Annotated in this window: 14 protein-coding genes; 6 read left to right on the top strand and 8 right to left on the bottom strand. The window is 70.5% G+C overall.

The features are described from left to right. Nucleotides 1-184 precede the first annotated feature (184 nt). Nucleotides 185-1,552 carry an NYN domain-containing protein gene (locus AB0K28_RS11825; protein ID WP_345393844.1) on the top strand — a complete coding sequence of 456 codons (1,368 nt, stop codon included), beginning with the start codon at nt 185-187 and terminating at the stop codon, nt 1,550-1,552. A 66-nt stretch (nt 1,553-1,618) separates the two neighbouring features. Here AB0K28_RS11825 and AB0K28_RS11820 read toward each other — a convergent pair whose 3' ends face one another. Both AB0K28_RS11820 and AB0K28_RS11815 read right to left on the bottom strand, forming a co-directional pair. Beyond that, a complete protein-coding gene (locus AB0K28_RS11820) occupies nt 1,619-2,248 on the bottom strand; it encodes a response regulator (protein ID WP_345393847.1) in 630 nt (209 codons plus the stop codon). Between the two features lie 3 nt (nt 2,249-2,251). Beyond that, nucleotides 2,252-6,445: a HAMP domain-containing protein gene (locus tag AB0K28_RS11815; RefSeq protein WP_364368242.1), complete on the bottom strand. Its 4,194-nt coding sequence runs from the start codon at nt 6,443-6,445 to the stop codon at nt 2,252-2,254. A gap of 471 nt (nt 6,446-6,916) precedes the next feature. On the opposite strand from AB0K28_RS11815, the gene AB0K28_RS11810 reads away from it, so the two are divergent. Beyond that, nucleotides 6,917-8,110 (top strand): GAF domain-containing SpoIIE family protein phosphatase, encoded by a 1,194-nt coding sequence (locus tag AB0K28_RS11810; RefSeq protein ID WP_345393850.1) that lies wholly within the window; start codon nt 6,917-6,919, stop codon nt 8,108-8,110. A gap of 114 nt (nt 8,111-8,224) precedes the next feature. Here the strand turns inward: AB0K28_RS11810 and AB0K28_RS11805 are convergent, their stop codons facing one another. From AB0K28_RS11805 to rho, 3 genes are all read right to left on the bottom strand, one after another. Further along, nucleotides 8,225-9,991 carry a prolyl oligopeptidase family serine peptidase gene (locus AB0K28_RS11805; RefSeq protein ID WP_345393853.1) on the bottom strand — a complete coding sequence of 589 codons (1,767 nt, stop codon included), beginning with the start codon at nt 9,989-9,991 and terminating at the stop codon, nt 8,225-8,227. Nucleotides 9,992-10,135: 144 nt separating this feature from the next. Next, complete coding sequence (locus tag AB0K28_RS11800) at nt 10,136-11,164, bottom strand: putative RNA methyltransferase (protein WP_345393856.1); 1,029 nt, start codon at nt 11,162-11,164, stop codon at nt 10,136-10,138. A 20-nt stretch (nt 11,165-11,184) separates the two neighbouring features. Then, nucleotides 11,185-12,291, bottom strand: coding sequence for a transcription termination factor Rho (rho, locus tag AB0K28_RS11795; RefSeq protein ID WP_364368238.1), 1,107 nt, complete (start codon nt 12,289-12,291; stop codon nt 11,185-11,187). Between the two features lie 422 nt (nt 12,292-12,713). On the opposite strand from rho, the gene AB0K28_RS11790 reads away from it, so the two are divergent. Further along, the gene (locus AB0K28_RS11790; RefSeq protein WP_355415261.1) at nt 12,714-12,857 is read left to right on the top strand and encodes a hypothetical protein; all 144 of its coding nucleotides are present in this window, start codon (nt 12,714-12,716) and stop codon (nt 12,855-12,857) included. 9 nt (nt 12,858-12,866) lie between these two features. After that, entirely contained in the window at nt 12,867-13,610 is a 744-nt protein-coding gene (locus AB0K28_RS11785) for an MBL fold metallo-hydrolase (RefSeq protein WP_364368235.1), read from the top strand. A gap of 131 nt (nt 13,611-13,741) precedes the next feature. Here AB0K28_RS11785 and AB0K28_RS11780 read toward each other — a convergent pair whose 3' ends face one another. Beyond that, nucleotides 13,742-15,643 (bottom strand): nitrate- and nitrite sensing domain-containing protein, encoded by a 1,902-nt coding sequence (locus tag AB0K28_RS11780; protein ID WP_364368232.1) that lies wholly within the window; start codon nt 15,641-15,643, stop codon nt 13,742-13,744. Between the two features lie 62 nt (nt 15,644-15,705). Here AB0K28_RS11780 and AB0K28_RS11775 point away from each other — a divergent pair, with 62 nt between their 5' ends. Next, complete coding sequence (locus tag AB0K28_RS11775) at nt 15,706-16,131, top strand: hypothetical protein (protein ID WP_364368229.1); 426 nt, start codon at nt 15,706-15,708, stop codon at nt 16,129-16,131. A 24-nt stretch (nt 16,132-16,155) separates the two neighbouring features. Here AB0K28_RS11775 and AB0K28_RS11770 read toward each other — a convergent pair whose 3' ends face one another. Beyond that, the gene (locus tag AB0K28_RS11770; RefSeq protein ID WP_345393862.1) at nt 16,156-16,515 is read right to left on the bottom strand and encodes a hypothetical protein; all 360 of its coding nucleotides are present in this window, start codon (nt 16,513-16,515) and stop codon (nt 16,156-16,158) included. 75 nt (nt 16,516-16,590) lie between these two features. Between AB0K28_RS11770 and AB0K28_RS11765 the strand changes: the two genes are divergently transcribed. Continuing rightward, nucleotides 16,591-17,118, top strand: coding sequence for a DUF6886 family protein (locus AB0K28_RS11765; protein ID WP_345393864.1), 528 nt, complete (start codon nt 16,591-16,593; stop codon nt 17,116-17,118). Here the strand turns inward: AB0K28_RS11765 and AB0K28_RS11760 are convergent. Beyond that, entirely contained in the window at nt 17,084-18,055 is a 972-nt protein-coding gene (locus tag AB0K28_RS11760) for a 2-dehydropantoate 2-reductase N-terminal domain-containing protein (protein ID WP_364368225.1), read from the bottom strand. The genes AB0K28_RS11765 and AB0K28_RS11760 overlap by 35 nt on opposite strands. Between the last annotated feature and the right edge of the window lie 8 nt (nt 18,056-18,063).

The raw sequence follows: 18,063 nt of genomic DNA, 5'->3' as shown, positions 1-18,063 counted from the left end.
ACGAACGGGACAAACTGGTACGGTTCGCCTGATTGGTCTGGCACGACGGCGAGCGCTAGTCGAATCGTCGGGATTAAGCCTCGCGCGATCACCTGCTTTCATTACCCTGAGAGAGGGCCGCCGAGTCCGGTCTCTGACGGTGCAGAGCCAGCAAGGTCGGACCACCAGGAAAGGGGCGGGGTCAGTGGATCGCTGCGCGCTGTTCGTGGACGCTGGCTATCTGCTGGCTGATGGCGCGATGGCCGTGCACGGCACGCGTCATCGCGAAGCGGTCGCCTGGGACTACCCGGGGCTGCTCCAGCTGATGACCAGCCTGTCACGCGAGCGCACCGGCCTGCCGCTGCTGCGCTGCTACTGGTACGAAGCGACCGTCGAGGGCCGCCGCACCCCCGAGCACGACGTGCTGGCCGACATCCCCGGCCTCAAGCTGCGGCTCTCGCGCATCAGGCCGGGCCGCCGCGAAGGCGTCGACGCCCAGGTGCACCGCGACCTCATGACGCTCGCCCGCAACACCGCCATCTGCGACGCGGTCGTGGTCAGCGGCGACGAGGACCTGGCGCAGGTGGTGTGCGACGCGCAGGACCTCGGCATCAGGGTCAGCGTCATCCACATCGCGGCCGAGGGCGGCTGGGCCGTCTCGCGGTCGCTGCGCCAGGAGTGCGACGACCTGGTCGAGCTGGGGGCGGTCCACCTGCGCCCCTACGTCACGCTGGTCACCGGCGTCACCGAGGCGTCCAACGGCCACCACCAGCCGCTCAGCAACGGCCAGGCCACCCACTCGCTGCCGCCCGCCCAGCCCTCGCAGCCGTCGCTGCCGGCGTCGTCGCTGCCGCCCATGCCGAGCGCGCAGACGCCCCAGGTGCCGCAGTCCACCGGCAGCCACGCGGCCGGGTCCTCGTCGAGCGGCCAGGCCGCCTCCTCCGGCGGGTCCTCGTCAGGGCGTGGGCAGCAGCAGTCGCCGCCGGTGCTGCCGACGTACGCGAACTACCAGCCCGAGCAGCCGCCCGCGCCCGCGCCCGCCACCGGGCCCATCCAGGCGCAGCCACAGTCGGGCGGCAACGGCACCGGCCAGTTCCCCGCCCAGCCGAGCACGAGCTATCAGCAGCAGAGCCAGTCGACCACCAGCTACCAGCAGCCGAGCCAGTCGAGCACGTCATACCAGCAGCCCAGCCAGGCCGGCCAGTCGAGCACGAGCTACCAGCAGCAGGCCGCGCAGTCGAGCGGCTCCTACCAGCCCGCGCAGCTCGGCCCCTACACCGGCCCGCAGCCCGCGCCGGTCGCCCCGCCCGCCGCCACGGCGGGCGCGACCACGCTGGCCGACGCCGTCAAGGCCGCCCACAGGGAGGGCCACGACTTCGGCGAGTCCGTCGCCCGCGACGCGCCCGCCCTCTGGCTTGAGGCGGTGCTCGCCCGCAAGCCCCGCATGCCGTCCGACCTTGAGGCCCGCCTGCTCCAGGGCTCGTCGCTGCCGATCGACTTCCTGCTGCACGACGAGGTACGCCACGCGCTGCGGCGCGGCTTCTGGGACGCTTTGGAACGCGCCCGCCAGTGATCCTCACCGCCGCGGCGGTGAGAGATCAGGACAGGGCGTCGAACCCGGCACACAGCCGGGTGGGTGTCAGGACAGGGCGTCGAAGCCGGCGCGCAGGCGGGTCACGCGCTCGGCGAGATCGGACAGCGGCACGGCCAGCGCCGGGTCCTGCGACTTGCGGGCCAGCTCGCGCACCCTCGCCAGCTCGTCCTCGACGGCCGTCAGCCGCCGCGACAGCTCGGGCAGCACCGACGCCTGATCGCCGGCGCCCGGAGGCAGCTCGCCGCTGAGGCGGTCGCGCAGCAGCGAGGCCTGCTCGGCGAGCCGCTTGTTCATGTTGTACAGCTCGGTGAACACCGACACCTTCGCCCGCAGCACCCACGGGTCGAACGGCTTGGTGAGGTAGTCGACGGCGCCCGCCGCGTAGCCGCGGAAGGCGTAGTCGGGCGCGCTGTCGACGACGGTGAGGAAGATGATCGGGATGTTCCGGGTACGCTCACGCCGCTTGATGTGGGCGGCCGTCTCGAAACCGTCCATGCCGGGCATCCGCACGTCCAGCAGGATCAGCGCGAACTCGGTGTTGAGCAGCGCTTTCAGCGCCTCCTCGCCCGATCTGGCGCGCACCGGCACCAGGTCGAGCGAGCTGAGGATGGCTTCGAGGGCGATCAGGTTCTCCTCGCGGTCATCGACGAGGAGGATCTTGGCACGCTCCGGCATCGATCACGACCCTTCGGATGGTGCTGCGGACGCGTCTGAGGTGCTGCCACGCCCTCGGCTGAGCCAGCCGCGCAGGCGTTCGAGCAGACGGTCGACGTCGACGGGCTTGGGCACGTAGTCGGACGCGCCCGACGCGATGGACTTCTCCCGGTCGCCCCGCATGACCTTGGCGGTCAGCGCGATGATCGGCAGGTCGGCGAACTGCGGCATGCGGCGGATGGCGGAGGTCGTGGCCCAGCCGTCCATCTCCGGCATCATGATGTCCATCAGCACGAGCGCGACGTCCTCGTTCCGTTCGAGCTGTTCGATGCCTTCCCGTCCGTTTTCAGCGTAGACCACCGTGGAGCCGTGTCGTTCCAGCACGCTGGTCAGCGCGAAGACGTTGCGGATGTCGTCGTCGACGATGAGGATCTTCGCACCGTTGAGCGGGTCGTCGCCCTGCCACTGGCTGGGCGTCTCGACGGGCGGCTCGACCAGCTCGGGCATCGGCAGGTCGAGCGGCAGCGGCGGCTCGGGCGTGGCGGCGGCGGTGGGCACCTCCTCCGACGGCGGCGTCATGAGCTGGCGCCGTGAGGCGGAGCCGCCGTCGGTGGCGGCCAGCGGGCCGGTGTAGGAGGCGGGCAGGTAGAGCGTGAACGTGCTGCCCTTGCCCAGCTCGCTGTCGACGTGGATCTCGCCGCCGAGCAGCCGCGCGATGTCGCGGCAGATGGCCAGGCCGAGGCCGGTGCCGCCGTATTTGCGGCTGGTGGTGCCGTCGGCCTGCCGGAACGCCTCGAAGATGACGTCGCGCTTGTCGGGCGCGATGCCGATGCCGGTGTCGATGACCTGGAACGCGAGCAGGTCGTCGGCGTCGTGGAGCGTGTCGTCGTCGAACTGCACGCCCGGCGGCGGCGTGGACACGCGCAGCTTGACCTCGCCGCGCGGGGTGAACTTGACCGCGTTGGACAGCAGGTTGCGCAGCACCTGCTGCAGCCGCTGCTCGTCGGCGCGCAGCTCCTGCGGCACGTCGGGCTCGACCTCCACCTGGAAGGCCAGCCCCTTGTCCTGGGCCAGCGGCGCGAACGCGGCCTCCAGCAGGTCGACCATCTTCGGCAGCGAGACCTGGATCGGGTGGATGTCCATCCGGCCTGCCTCGACCTTCGACAGGTCGAGCATGTCGTTGATGAGCTGCAGCAGCGCCGAGCCCGCGCTGTGGATCGTGCGGGCGAACTCGACCTGCTGGGAGGTGAGGTTGCCCTCGGCGTTCTCGGTGAGCAGCTTGGCCAGCACCAGCAGGCTGTTGAGCGGCGTGCGCAGTTCGTGGGACATGTTCGCGAGGAACTCGGACTTGTAGCGCGAGGAGACCGCGAGCTGCTCGGCGCGCTCCTCCAGCGTGCGGCGGGCCTGCTCGATCTGGAAGTTCTGGATCTCGATGGCGCGGTTCTGCTTGGCCAGCAGCGCCGCCTTGTCCTCCAGCTCGGCGTTGGACCTGCGCAGCTCCTCCTGCTGGCGCTGCAGCTCGTCGGAGCGTTCCTGCAGCTCGCGGGTGAGCCGCTGCGACTCGGTGAGCAGGTCTTCGGTGCGGGAGTTGGCGATGATCGTGTTCATCGTGACGCCGATGGTCTCGACGAGCTGCGTCAGGAAGTCGAGGTGCACCTCGCCGAACGGCGTGAACGAGGCCAGCTCCAGCACGCCGAGCACGCGGTTCTCGAACAGGATCGGCAGCACCACGATCTGCGCGGGCGTGGAGCGGCTGAGCCCGCTGTCGATGGTGATGAACTCCGGCGGCACGTCGTCGAGCACGATGTGCCGGCCCTCGGCCGCGGCCTGCCCGACGATGCCCTCGCCGATGGCGAAGCGCCGGCGCGGCCCCCGGTCGGGGCGTACGCCGTAGCCGCCGATGAGGATGAGCTCGTGGTCGCCCTCGGGATCGATGCTGTAGAAGGCGCCGTAGCGGGCCGAGACCAGCGGGGTCAGCTCGCTCATCGTCAGCTTGGCCACTTCGAGCAGGTCGCGGTGGCCCTGCATGAGCCGGGAGATGCGGGCCAGGTTCGACTTGAGCCAGTCTTGCTCCTGGTTGGCCTGCGTGGTCTCGCGCAGGCTGCCCACCATGGAGTTGATGTTGTCCTTGAGCTCGGCCAGCTCGCCCTGCGCCTCGATGGCGATCGAGCGGGTCAGGTCGCCGCGGGCGACGGCGCTGGTCACGGTCGCGATGGCGCGGATCTGGGTGGTGAGGCTGCCCGCCAGCTCGTTGACGCTCTCGGTGAGCCGCTTCCAGGTGCCCTCGACGCCCTCGACGCGGGCCTGGCCGCCGAGCTGGCCTTCGGTACCGACCTCGCGGGCGACTCGGGTGACCTCGGAGGCGAACGACGACAGCTGGTCGACCATGCGGTTGACGGTGGTCTTGAGGGCGAGGATCTCGCCCTGGGCGTTGACGTCGATGCGGCGGGTGAGGTCGCCGTTGGCGACCGCGGTGGTCACCTCGGCGATGTTGCGCACCTGGTACGTCAGGTTGTTGGCCATCGAGTTGACGTTGTCGGTGAGGTCCTTCCAGACGCCCGACACGCCCTTCACCCGCGCCTGGCCGCCGAGCTGGCCTTCGGTGCCCACTTCACGGGCGACACGGGTCACCTCGTCGGCGAACGACGACAGCTGGTCCACCATCGTGTTGAGGGTGTCCTTGAGCTGGAGCATCTCGCCCTGGGCGTCGACGGTGATCTTCTTCGACAGGTTGCCCTGGGCGACTGCCGAGGACACCGCGGCGATCTGGCGTACTTGGGAGGTGAGGTTGTTGGCCATCGAGTTGACGTTGTCGGTGAGGTCCTTCCAGACCCCCGACACACCTCTTACCTGTGCCTGCCCGCCCAGCTGTCCTTCCGTGCCGACCTCTCGGGCGACTCGGGTCACCTCGGATGCGAACGACGAGAGCTGCTCGACCATCGTGTTCATGGTGGACTTGAGCTCGAGGATCTCGCCCTGCGCGTCGACGTCGATCTTGCGGGTGAGGTCGCCGTTGGCGACCGCGGTGGTGACCTGGGCGATATTGCGCACCTGGTACGTCAGGTTGGCCGCCATGGAGTTGACGTTGTCGGTGAGGTCCTTCCAGACGCCCGACACGCCCTTGACCTCGGCCCGGCCGCCCAGCTTGCCCTCGGTGCCCACTTCACGGGCGACTCGGGTGACCTCGTCGGCGAAGGACGACAGCTGGTCGACCATCGTGTTGAGGGTGTCCTTCAGCTGCAGGATCTCGCCCTGGGCGTCGACGGTGATCTTCTTCGACAGGTTGCCCTGGGCCACGGCCGTCGCCACCGTCGCGATGCTGCGCACCTGCGAGGTGAGGTTGTTGGCCATGAAGTTGACGTTGTCGGTGAGGTCTTTCCAGACGCCGGACACACCGGTCACCTGCGCCTGGCCGCCCAGCTGGCCCTCGGTGCCGACCTCGCGGGCGACTCGGGTGACCTCTTCCGCGAAGCCGGAGAGCTGGTCGACCATCGTGTTGACGGTGTTCTTCAGCTCGAACATCTCGCCCACGGCGTCGACCGTCACCTTGCGGCTCAGGTCGCCCTTGGCCACGGCGGTGGTCACCACGGCGATGTCGCGCACCTGCGCCGCCACGCGCGAGGACATCGTGTTGACCGCCTCGGTCAGGTCGCGCCAGCTGCCCGACATGCCGCGCAGGTTGGCGCTGCCGCCCAGCCGGCCTTCGGTGCCCGCCTCGCGGGCCACGCGGGTGACCTCGGAGTTGAAGAGCGCGAGCTGGTCGACCATGCCGTTGATGGCCTTGCCGAGCCGGCGCACCTCGCCGCGTGCCGACCTGTCGAGGTCGATGCGCCGTGACAGGTCGCCCTTGGCGACCGCGTCGATGACGTCGGCCGCGCCGCTCACCGGGCTCACCAGGGCGTCGATGAGCATGTTGACCGACTCGACGCTCTCCGCCCACGCGCCGACGCCGGGCCCGGGCGTCAGCCGCTCGCCGAAGCGGCCTTCCTTGACCACTTCTTTACGTACGCGGGTCAGCTCGTTGGCCAGGTGTTCGCGACGGTCGGCCACTTCGTTGAGCAGCAGCCGCACCTCGCTCAGAATGCCGGGAGGAGCATGAGGAACCCGACGCCGGAAGTCGCCGTCACGCCAGGAGAAGAGAGTCTCCAGGATGGGCACGAGATCCGACTCGGTGTACGTCCTCTCCTCCGGGCTTGGCTCGGCCTTGGCCGTGGTCATGGGGCCTCCTTCACTCGCGACTGGCTCCGGCGAGTGATTCAAGTCTGTCACGATGAGTAGCTCGTAGTCCTGTCCTTGGATTTACCCCAAGTCAGCGGGAAGTGTGGTAGGCACGTGAGGATGACTGCTTCTCCCCATGCGGTGCTCGCTGCGACGTTCGCGCCCGGCGATGCCGCTGTGACGGTTGCGATGAGGTTCACGCGCGAGGTGATGACCGCGTGGGCCACTGGCGGCATGCTCCACACCGCCGAGCAGGTCGCCGGAGATCTTACCGCGCAGGCCGCTGACGAGCCGTTTGAGGTGATTTGGAAGCATTTCGGGGACGCAGTCCAGGTCGAGCTGCGGCAGCGAAACCTCTCCCAAGCTGATCCGAAGGCTCCTTCCGTGCACGTCGAGGAGTGGGGAGTCACCTTTGCGGGCGATTCCCGTGTCCACTGGGCAAGGCTCACGCTACCCGGCTCCACGGACAGCATGGCAGCCGAATGGATGGAGGAGAGCAGCAGAGGGCCCCACTGGCTGGGCTTCCTCGCCGACGCCAGCGACCTGCTCGCCGGCACGCTCGACCCCGACATGGTGCCGGCCATCATCGCCCAGGTCGTGGTGCCCCGGCTGGCCAACTGGTGCGCCGTCTACACCTCCGACAACAACGCGCCGCCGCGCCTGGTCTATCTGTGGCACGCCGACGAGGCGCGCATCGACGGCCTGCGCGAGCAGCTCACGGAGATGGACGTCGCCGCCGCCGACACCAGGGTCACCTCCACCATCCACCTCGCCGAGTGGCAGGTGCTGGCGGTGCCGCTGATGGCCCGCGGCCGCAGCCTCGGCATGATGTGCCTCGGCCGCCCCGACCGCTTCCCCGACGAGGTCATCCAGTTCGCCGACGACATCGGCAGGCGCGCGGCGCTGGCCATGGACAACGCCCGCCTCTACGCCCAGCAGGCCGCCGCCAACCGGGCGCTGCAGCGCAGCCTGCTGCCGCCCAACGAGCCCGAGGTGCCCGGCCTCGACTACGGCGTCATCTACGAGCCCGCCGGCGAGGCCAACGAGGTCGGCGGCGACTTCTACGACCTGTTCAAGGCCGGCGACGACTCCTGGCGCTTCGCGATCGGCGACGTGTGCGGCACCGGCCCTGAGGCGGCCGCCGTCACCGGCCTGGCCCGCCACACGCTGCGGCTGCTGGCGAGAGAGGGCTACGGCGTGGCCGCCGTGCTCGGCCGGCTCAACCAGGCGATCCTGGAGGAGGGCGAGCGGGCGCGGTTCCTCACGCTGCTGCACGGCGACATCACGCCGGTGGCCGACGGCGGCCTGGAGGTGCGCCTGGTCTCGGCCGGCCATCCCGAGGCGCTGCGGCTCAAGCCGAGCGGCAAGGTCGAGGCGGTCACCACCCCGCAGTCGCTGCTCGGGGTCTTCCAGGAGGTCATGTTCGAGGCCGACACCGTGCGGCTCGACCCCGGTGACGTGCTGCTGGCCGTGACCGACGGGGTGACCGAGCGCCGCTCCGGAGGTCGGCTGCTCGACGACGACGGCGGCCTGGCCAAGATGCTGGCCGAGTGCGCGGGCCTGTCGGCCAGGGCGGTCGCCGAGCGCATCCGCAGGGGCGCGGCCGAGTTCGCCTCCGAGCCGAGCGCCGACGACCTCGCGATCGTGGTGCTGCGCGCCCGCTAGCGCCTGCCCGATCATGGCGGGCCCGGGTTCTTGCTGCTCACGTACGTTCTTCCAGCCGGGGAACAGGGTGCCGTGATGCTGACACGTCCGCTGACCTGAGGTCAAGCCCTCTCGTCAGGGGCACCCGACGTGCTTGCGCGCGAAGTCGAGCTGCAGGGCCGTCTGCGCGATGCGTTCGGAGACGACCAGCGAGCCGCGGATGGCGTCGTAGGTGTAGACCTCGTGCTCGCGGCCGTGCTCGGCCAGCCTCGCCACGTACTTCTCGATCTGGCGCAGCGGGCAGCGCGTGTCGTTCTCGCCGGCCAGGATCAGCAGCGGGGCCTTGATCTGGTCGACGTACGTGATCGGGGAGCTGGCCGCGTACCGCTCGGGCTGCTCGTCGGGCGAGCCGCCCAGCAGCGCGCGGTGGTAGGCGCGCAGGCTCTCGGCCTCGTCCTCGTACGACGTCTGGTGGCAGGCGATCGGCACCGCGGCGATGCCGCAGGCCCACATGCCGGGCTGGGTGCCGAGGCCGAGCAGCGCGAGGTAGCCGCCCCAGGACGTGCCGGCCAGCACCGTACGCGTGCCGTCCACGATGCCGTGATCGACCACCCACTCGCGCACGGCCGTCACGTCGGCCAGCTCGATGTGGCCGACGTCGCCGTGCAGCGCGTCGCGCCAGTCGGAGCCGTAGCCGGTGGAGCCGCGGTAGTTGACCCGCACCACCGCGAACCCGGCGTCCACCCAGGCCGCGACCTCGGGCGAGAACTCGTCGCGGTCGTGCGAGGTCGGCCCGCTGTGCAGCAGGAACACCGCAGGATAGGGGGCCGTGCCGGTCTCGGGCCTGGACACCAGCGCGTGGATGCGCCCGCCCTCGCCCTCGACGTCGATGTCCTCGACGGGCACGCTCGGCGGCGCGGGCGGGCCGCCGGCGTTGAGCACGACCTGGCCGCTGGTCGAGCGGATGACCGGCGGGCGGGAGGCGCTCGACCAGGAGTATTCGACGTGGCCGCCGGGCCTCGGCGCGGCCTCCTCGATCACGCCGTGCGGCGTCTCGATGAGGGTCAGCCCGCCGCCTCTGAGGTCGTAGCGGTGCAGGTGGGTGCGGGCGCGGTCGTCGCGCAGGATGAGCAGGCCGCGGCCGTCGTCGTACCACTCGGCCGAGAGCTCGCCCGAGTCGCGCAGCCAGATCTCGCGCTGCTCGCCGGTCGCCGGGTCCCAGACGAGGGGCTCGTTGCGGCGGCGGCGCTCGTGCAGGGCCAGCAGGCGGCGGTCGCCGACGACGGGGGCGAAGCTCAGGCCGACCACGCCCTTGCCTGGACCGTCGTGCAGCTCGCCGACCACCCGGCCGTCCTGGCGTATGACGCGCAGCGCCGGGTGGCGGAAGTCGCCGTACTCGCCGTGGTTGATGGCGATGAGGGAGCCGTCGAGCGACATGGCGGCCACCCAGGCGGCCTCGGTGTGCTCGTAGAGGGTCTCGGTGGGCGCGCCCGGGCGTACGAGGTGCACGCGGAACCTGTCGCCGCTGGCCAGGCTGATGGCGGCGGCGCCGGTGGTGGACAGCGCGATGCCGCTGGGCTGGCCCGGCTCCAGGTCGGTCGCGACCGGCTCGCCCTGGCCGCCGGTGAACGGCTGGCGCCACCATCCGCCGAGCTCGTCACCGTCGGTGTCGGCGAACCAGTAGATCCACTGGCCTGTGGGGTCGATGGCCGCGTACGCGGTGCCCTTGGGCTGGTCGGTGACCTGGCGGGTGGTGCCGGCGACGCGGTCCCACGCGTAGACCTCCCACTTGCCGGTGGCGTTGGAGCGGTAGATGGAGCGGTTCGGGGCCTGGCGCGCCCAGGACGGCAGCGTCATGCGCGACGCCCGGAACCTGGCCTGCCAGCGTTCCTCCGCCTTCATCCGGTGCGCCCCCTCCCATTGGTGTCCCGCGCCTCGGGGCGTGGGATGTCGTCCAGTATTGCGCCTGTGCCGGGGAAATTCTCCGAAAATGTGCGGGAATTTCGGACTAAATGCCCCATCAGTAACACCAGTCGCACAGGTCCGTCAAGAAACAGATCTTGATCGGGGCGCCGGTTCGAAGATAGACAGCTGAAACGCCGCACGGGTTACTACACCCTGCTTTCCTGCGGCGACATTCTCGGCCACAAATGCGGCAATTCGCGCATCGAGAGTGTCCGGCTCGCTATGCCACGCGTTCGGGCCCATGCCGACGACCTGGGCGATGTCACCATGCCCCAGCTCCATCTCGAACTCGATCGAGCGCCGGTCGATCTCCACGAAACCCTCGAGGCTGCGTGCCACCCTGCGCTCCTTCTCCTCGTCCACCGAGAGCAGCCCCAGCTGCTCGACCAGCGGACTCAGGTGATGCGGCGCCGGAGTGACGACCACCGCCGCGCCGCCGGGACGCAGGATGCGCCGGAATTCGGGCCCGTTCCTGGGCGCGAACACGTCGATCACCACATCGGCCACCCCGCTCCTGATCGGAAGCGGGCGCCACACGTCGGCCACGAACGCCCCTGCCCTGGGATGCACCCGCGCCGCCCGGCGTACAGCGTGCTTCGACACATCGAACGCCATCCCGATGCCATCGTTCATCGCATTGAGCACGGCCGCCAGATAGTGCCCGGTGCCCGTGCCTGCGTCGACCACCACCGGCGAGATCCTGCCCACCACGCCACGGTCGTCGACGATGTCCGGCTCCTGCCCGGAACCTCCTGGTCCCGTGCCGTCGCCAGCCTCCACTCCCGCCCCACGGTACGCCCTCAACTCCGCGCCGTCATTCGTTTCGGTGGAGGACTCATGTTCTGCTGGAACGATTCGGCTCCGTACGGCGCCGGCGAGCGCGTCGGCGAGTGGTGCGTAATGTCCTTTGTCGAGGAATTCGGCCCTGGCCGCCACCATCGCGGCGCTGTCGGCGGTGCCCGGCGGCCGCGATCCGACCAGCAGGCTGACGTATCCCTGCCGCGCCACGTCGAAGGAGTGCCCGGCCGCGCAGCGCAGGGCGGCGCCGTCCAGCCGGAGGTCGGCTCGGCAGACGGGGCAGATGAGGTGGTCGACGATGTCGGCGAGCATGCGGCCATTCTGGTGCACGCTCAGGCGGCGGCTGCTTCCAGGAGGAAGGCGGCGTTGGAGGGCGTCGAGCGCAGCCGCTCCACCAGCACCTCCATCTTGCGGGTCCGCTCCATCGCCGACAGCGAGCGGCGCAGCCGCCAGACGATCTGCCGCTCCTGGTCGTGCAGGAGGATCTCCTCGCGGCGGGTGCCCGAGGCGTCGAGGTCGACGGCGGGGAACAGCCGCCGCTCGGCCAGCTCGCGGGTCAGGTGCAGCTCCATGTTGCCGGTGCCCTTGAACTCCTCGTACAGGCTGTTGTCCATGCGGGAGCCGGTGTCCACGAGCGCGGTGGCGATGATGGTGAGCGAGCCGCCGCCCTCGACGTTGCGCGCGGCGCCGAAGAAGCGCTTCGGCGGGTAGAGCGCGCGGGCGTCGATGCCGCCCGTCAGCACGCGGCCGCCGTTGGGCGCCACGTTGTTGTACGCCCGCCCGAGCCTGGTCAGCGAGTCGAGCAGCACCACCACGTCCTGGCCCGTCTCGACGAGCCGCTTGGCCCGCTCGATGACCAGCTCGGCGAGCGCCGTGTGGTCGCGGTCGGGGTGGTCGAAGGTGGAGGCGTAGACCTCGCCGTCGATGCGGGCGCGCATGTCGGTGACCTCTTCGGGCCGCTCACCCACCAGCAGCACCATCAGGTGCACCTCGGGGTGGTTGCGGGCGATCCCGGCGGCCAGGGCCTGCATGACCATCGTCTTGCCGGCCTTCGGCGGGGCCACGATGAGGCCGCGCTGTCCCTTGCCGATGGGGGCGAACAGGTCGATGACGCGGGTGCTGAGCGACTCGGTCTCGATGCTCAGCCGCTCGGTGGGGTGGATGGGGGTGAGGGCGCCGAAGGCGGGCCTGTCGTGCCAGTCGGACAGGCCGTTGACCGACTCGACGCCGACCAGCTTGTTGCCGGCGAAACGCGCGGTGACGTGGTCGCCGGGGCGCAGGTCGTACTGGCGGAGTTTCTCGGGCGGGACGCGGACGTCGCCGGGTCCCGGCAGGTGAGCCGCCCTGATGAAAGCGGATTTGTCGTGTACGTCCAGCAGGCCGCTCACAAGGCGGACTTGAGGGGACGAACGCTGCTCGGGAATGGTGTGCACAGACATGGTGGGCCCCTTTGAGGGAGATGCGCCAGATCGTGCGTCACGATCGGCGGTGGTGAAAGAGCGGGCCGCCGCCGTCCAGTGGAAACCGGAAGAGAACGGGCGAAGCCCGAGTCGAGAGAGATCGAAGCGGAGCTGAAGCTCAACGCTTGGTGGGAACATACCACACGATCTGGTTCATACAACGCCTAGCCCTGTTGGGCTATTCCGGGGTCGTTCTCGTGTCTTCGCCCGCGCGGAAGTCTCTGGCGAGTGACAATGTTCTTCGTAGCACCGGCCCGCGAGGAAAATTACCGCAGCCGGTGTATCGAACGGCACAGAGCCCCCATCGGCGCAGCGTCATCGTGTCAAGTGGCATGCAGGATCCCTGCAACTCGATGAGGGTTCCATAGGCACATACGAAGAAGACTCCTTGGGGGAGCACCATGAAGACCGTCAGCCGCTGCCCGCGGTGCCACCACGAGCTCGACGAGGGCCCGATCATCTACCGCTGCGCCAACTGCCGCCGCGCCGTCTACGCCGCCGACATCGAGAACGAGTACGTTCCCCGGCAGCCAGTCGCCGCCTAGTCTGGGCGGATGCCGCACCAACCGATCATCACCGGCTCCGGCGTCGAGGTCACACCCCTCTGCGACGCCGTCGGGCCCATGGGGCCGTCGATCCGCCGCCCGCCGGCCGAGCTGTTCCCCGGCTCCAGGCTCCCCGACGAGCCCTGGGTCCTGCACTTCCACTGCTATCTGCTCCGCGACGCCGCCGACCGGCTGACCCTGGTCGACACCGGCATCGGCGCCGCGGACTCCCCGGCCGCGAGCTGGGCGCCGGTCCCCGGCACGCTGAGCGGCGAGCTGGCCGCCGCGGGCGTCACGCCCGCCGAGATCGGCACGGTCATCCTCACCCACCTGCACAGCGACCACGCCTCCGGCACGGTCGCCGAGGGCAGGCCGGTGTTCGAGAACGCGCGCCACGTGCTCCAGCGGGCCGAGCTGGACGCCGCCGCGGGCCCCATGCTCGACGAGGTCGTCACCCCGCTCAAGGACCTGCTCCACGTCGTCGAGGGTGACACCGAGGTCGCGCCGGGCGTCCACGTGCACGCCACGCCCGGCCACACCCCCGGGCACCAGATCGCCCGCGCGGGAGAGCTGGCCATGACCGGCGACCTGGTCCTGCATCCGGTGCAGCTCGCCGATCCCGCGATCCGCTACCTCTACGACGACGACCAGGAGACGGCCGCGCGCACCCGCGCCGACGTGCTCGCCCGGCTCAGGGCCGAGCAGGCGATCCTCGCGACGGCCCACTTCAGCGAGCCGTTCCACCGCCTCTGACGCCGCTGGGAACGCCGGGCCGGCCCCCTCAAACCGGGCCCCCTCAAACCGGGCCCCCTCAAACCGGGCCCCCTCAAACCGGGCCCCCTCAGAAGGGCCGCTCCCTCTGAATGGGCCGCCCCCTCGGAAGGTCAGCGGCCGGCCATGGCCGGCTGGTCGGCGAGGAGGGACGACGGCAGCGCCACCGTGGCGGTCAGGCCGCCGTACGGCGAGGACACCAGCCGGACCTTGATGCCGTGCCTGGCCGCCAGCCGGGAGACCACGAACAGGCCGAGCCGGTCGCTCTGCGCGAGGTCGAACTCGGGGGTGTTGGTCAGCCGGTCGTTGAGCTCGTCGAGCTCGGTCCTGGGCAGCCCGAGCCCCCGGTCCTCCACCTCCACCACCATGCCGTGCGGGCTGAGCGCGCTGCGCACGTCCACGCGGGTCCTGGGCGGTGAGAAGAGGGTGGCGTTCTCGATCAGCTCGGCCATCAGGTGGGCCACGTCGGTGACGACCGAGCCGATGAGCGCGACGGGCGGCGGCTGCAGCACCTCGACCCGCTCGTACTCCTCGACCTCGGCGACGGCGGCGCGCAGCACGTCGTGCACCGACACCGGGTTGCGCCAGCCGCGGCCTGGCGTCTGGTCGGACAGGATGATCAGGCTCTCGGCGTGGCGCCGCATGCGGGTGGTGAGGTGGTCGAGCTTGAACAGGTCGGACAGCGTCTCCGGCGCCTCCTCGGCCCGCTCCATGCTGTCCAGCTGCAGGAGCTGGCGGTGCAGCAGCGACTGGTTGCGGCGGGCCAGGTTCACGAAGACCTGGCTGACGCCGTGGCGCAGCCTGGCCTGGTCCACGGCGGCCTCCACGGCGGTGGCCTGCACGTCGTTGAACGCTTGCACGATGTCGCGGACCTCCGTGGTGTCCGCCTCCACCTGGAGGGGCGCGACCTCCTCGGCCGTGGGCGGCTCGGTGTTGGTCCGCAGCCGCTTGACCAGCCCGGCCAGGCGTACCTCGGCCAGCTCGGTGGCGGCGTCGCGCAGCGCGGCCAGCTCGCGGACCAGCCGCTTGCGGAAGCGCAGCGAGAGCAGGATCGAGGCGACGACCGCGAGGAGGCCGGCGCCGGCCGCCACGCCGATCTTGATGAGCATGCCGATCGCGTCCGGCGTCACCCGATCGGCCAGCGTCTTGGTGGACGCGGTCTGGTTGTGCTGGACCGCGGCCCACAGGTTCTCGCCGTCGATGGGCCAGGTGGCCGCCGCCGCGGGCAGGCCGTCCTTCGGCGACTGGTCCTTGACCGCGTCCTCGGCCTCCAGCCACTCCTTGTAGACCGGCGAGGCCGCCAGCCGCTCGTACGACGCCCGCAGCCCCCCGTCCAGGTACGACATCGCCTGCGCGTGGAGCAGCCGCCTCGTCGCGACCATGCCGGTGAACGCCTCCCGCTCGCGCCCGTCCACCCGGCCCCTGGCCAGCACGGCCGCGATCACCGCCCGCTCACGGGAGAGCACCTCGGTGGCCTCGCCCATCGTGATCAGCGCCTTGGCCTGCTGGTACAGCGTCATGTCGGGGACCAGGATCATGCTGTCGTACAGGCGGAAGGAGGCGTCGGCGATCTCGCTGTAGCCGTCGATGACGTCGATGGGCTCGACGACGGAGGCGTCCACCTGGCGGCGGATGTCGATGATCTGGGCGAGCCTGACGTTGAGCGCGCTGAGCTGGTTGAGCATCTCGGGCGGCAGGTTGCGGACGCGGGCGGCCGACGTCTGGAAATGCGTGATCGCCTGGTCGGTGGCGCGGCGCTGCTCGACCAGCTCGTCGGAGCCGCGCCCGTTCATCATGAGCCCGACGGACAGCAGCCGCTCGTTCTGCAGCGCGACGTTGACCTGCACGGACGGGCCGGTGAGGTTGTCTGACATGTCCTTTGCGGCCAGCAGGCGCAGGCCGTCGCCGCCGGTCAGGCCGGCCGCGAACGCCCACAGCCCCACCAGGGACAGCAGGGGGACGAGCAGGAGGACGAGCAGCTTGACGGTGATGGGGCGGCCACGCGTGGGGGGCATGCGACCTCCGGGTGCATGATGAGACCGCCTCGCAGATTACACCCCCCTTTGAGAGGATTTCCGTGCGTCTTCCGCGATCTTTCTCCGGCTGGACCATCGGCGTCTTCGGCGTTCTGGCCTTCGCGCTGGGTCTGCTCGGGCTGCTCTCGCCCGGCACGATGCTCACGATGCTCGGTTTCGAGGTGCCGGAGGCGCGGGCGGCCGGCGACTACACGCTGGTCTATCTGGCCGCCTCGTCGATGGCCGCGGTCAACATGGGCGCCTACTACGTCTTCGCCGCCTGCGCGGACTACGTGCCGTTCTTCCGGTGGACGGTGCCGTTCCGGCTGGTGACGTTCACGGTGTTCACCACGCTCGTGGTGACGGGGGCCGCGCCGGGCGAGTTCGTCGGCGTCGGGGTGTGGGAGGGGCTGGGGGCCGTGGTCACCGGGGTCGCGCTGTGGCGCGAGGGCAGGCTGCTGCCCTCGCGCCCGCACGCCGACGCCTGACCAGACGCCTGACCAGACGCCTGACTAGCGGCGTTCCTCGGCACGACCGGCGACCAGGTGGTCGCCCTTGGTCGTCGTGTGCTCGCGCTCGAGCCGCCGTTCCAGGTCGCGCTTCTCGTCCTCCAGCCGGGCCACCCGGTCGGAGGCCTCGGCCCTGGCGCTGCGCAGCCGGCGCCGCTGCCGGGCCGTCCTGCGCGAACCCGAGCCCATCAGCCACAGACCCACCACCAGGAGCGCCGCGGCGGCGGCCCCCGTGAGGAACATCTCGACGTGGCCGAGCTCGAAGGTGTAGCCGAACAGGATGTACCTGGAGCTCTGCTCGAAGAGCACCAGGGCGAAGGCGGCACCGGCGAGCAGGATCAGGAGCAGTCCCAACACGATCATCCAACTCACCCCTTGTCGGAAAGAGAGGCTCTCCACTGCCCGGAGATCGGCGGGATATGCGCGAAGATGACGTTCATGAGACCAGCGGCAGGGGAGGTCCTGCACTTCTCGGAAGACCCGGCGATCGACAGGTTCGAGCCGCATGTCGCGCCGACGAGCCGGCAGAGCGAGCCCTACGTGTGGGCGGTCGGCCACGACCGCTGCCCCGACTACTGGTTCCCGCGCGCCTGCCCGAGGGCGATGGCCTGGACGGGACCGCGCACCACCGAGCACGACAAGCTGCGCATCCTCGGCGCCGGTTGCGGGCCGCGCGTGCACGCCGTCGAGTACGCCTGGCTCAAGGCGATCATGGACGTCCGCCTCTACGCCTACCGGCTGCCCGCCGGCACCTTCGAGCCCATCGGCGACCCGCCGCACGCCATGGTCTCGACGGTCCCCGTGACGCCGCTCGGCCCGCCCGAGCAGGTGGGCGACCTGTTCGAGCTGCACGAGGAGGCGGGCATCCAGCTCAGGGTGCTGGACAACCTCTGGCCGTTCTGGAACGAGGTGACGGCCAGCACCCTGGAGTTCAGCGGGATCCGGATGCGGAACGCGCGTCGATGAGCGCGCGCACCTGCTCCGGCGTCATCGAGCCGGGGGCCAGCCGCTCGCGCGCGACCCGGTTGGCCTCCCGCCGCAGCGTCTCGTTGACCGGCGCGGGCACGCCGTGCTCGCGGCCGATCAGCACGATCTCGCCGTTGAGGTAGTCGGCCTCGATCGAGCCGCTGCCCCTGGCCAGGCTCTGCCAGGACGACCCGCCGCCGCGCTCGACGCCCTCGATGGGCCTGGCGTCCACCTTGTGGCCGCGGACCGCGGCCTCCTCCTCGGGCGTGTGGTAGGCGATGCCGGCCCGGTCGAGCACCGTACGCGCCTCGGCCCGCGCCGACTCGGCCAGCTCGGCCATGCCGGGCGCGTGGCCGACCAGCGCCTCGACGGCGTTGCCCAGGTTGCCGAGCAGCTTGAGGTATTTCCAGCGCATGACGTCGTCGGACGCGTGCGCCACCAGGCCGTGCTTGCCGAGGTCGGTGACGATCTGCTCGCCGAGCTCGTCCACACCCTGGGGATAGCGCCCGACGTGCAGCATCCCCGAATAGGGGTACGCGTGCGCCGCGATGGTCCCCGGCGCGGGGATCTGGGCCGGCAGCCACACGCACATGCCGTAGACCCGCTCGAAGCGCCGCAGCGCCATGCGCTCGTTGGCGACACCGTTCTGGGCGCAGACCACGGGCAGGTCGGACGACCATGGAGCCAGCGCCGCGACGGTGTCCTGCGACTTGGTGGCCACGATGAGCACGTCGCCGTCGCGGGTCGGCACGGGACCGTCGGCGGCGGGCACGGGCAGGGTCTCGGTGCTGTCGGGGGTGAGCAGGCGCAGGCCGTCACGCTTGAGAGCCTCGTAGTGGGCTCCGCGCGCGATGAGGACGACCTCGTGCCCGCCTTGGAACAGGCGGGCGCCGATGGTGCCCCCGACCGCTCCTGCTCCGATGACTATGTAGCGCATCGTCCGAG

It is taken from the genome of Nonomuraea sp. NPDC049504 (assembly GCF_040676845.1).
Lineage (GTDB): Bacteria > Actinomycetota > Actinomycetes > Streptosporangiales > Streptosporangiaceae > Nonomuraea > Nonomuraea salmonea.
The sequence above is the reverse complement of the archived record's forward strand: the minus strand, read 5'-3'. Positions and strand labels throughout refer to the sequence as shown.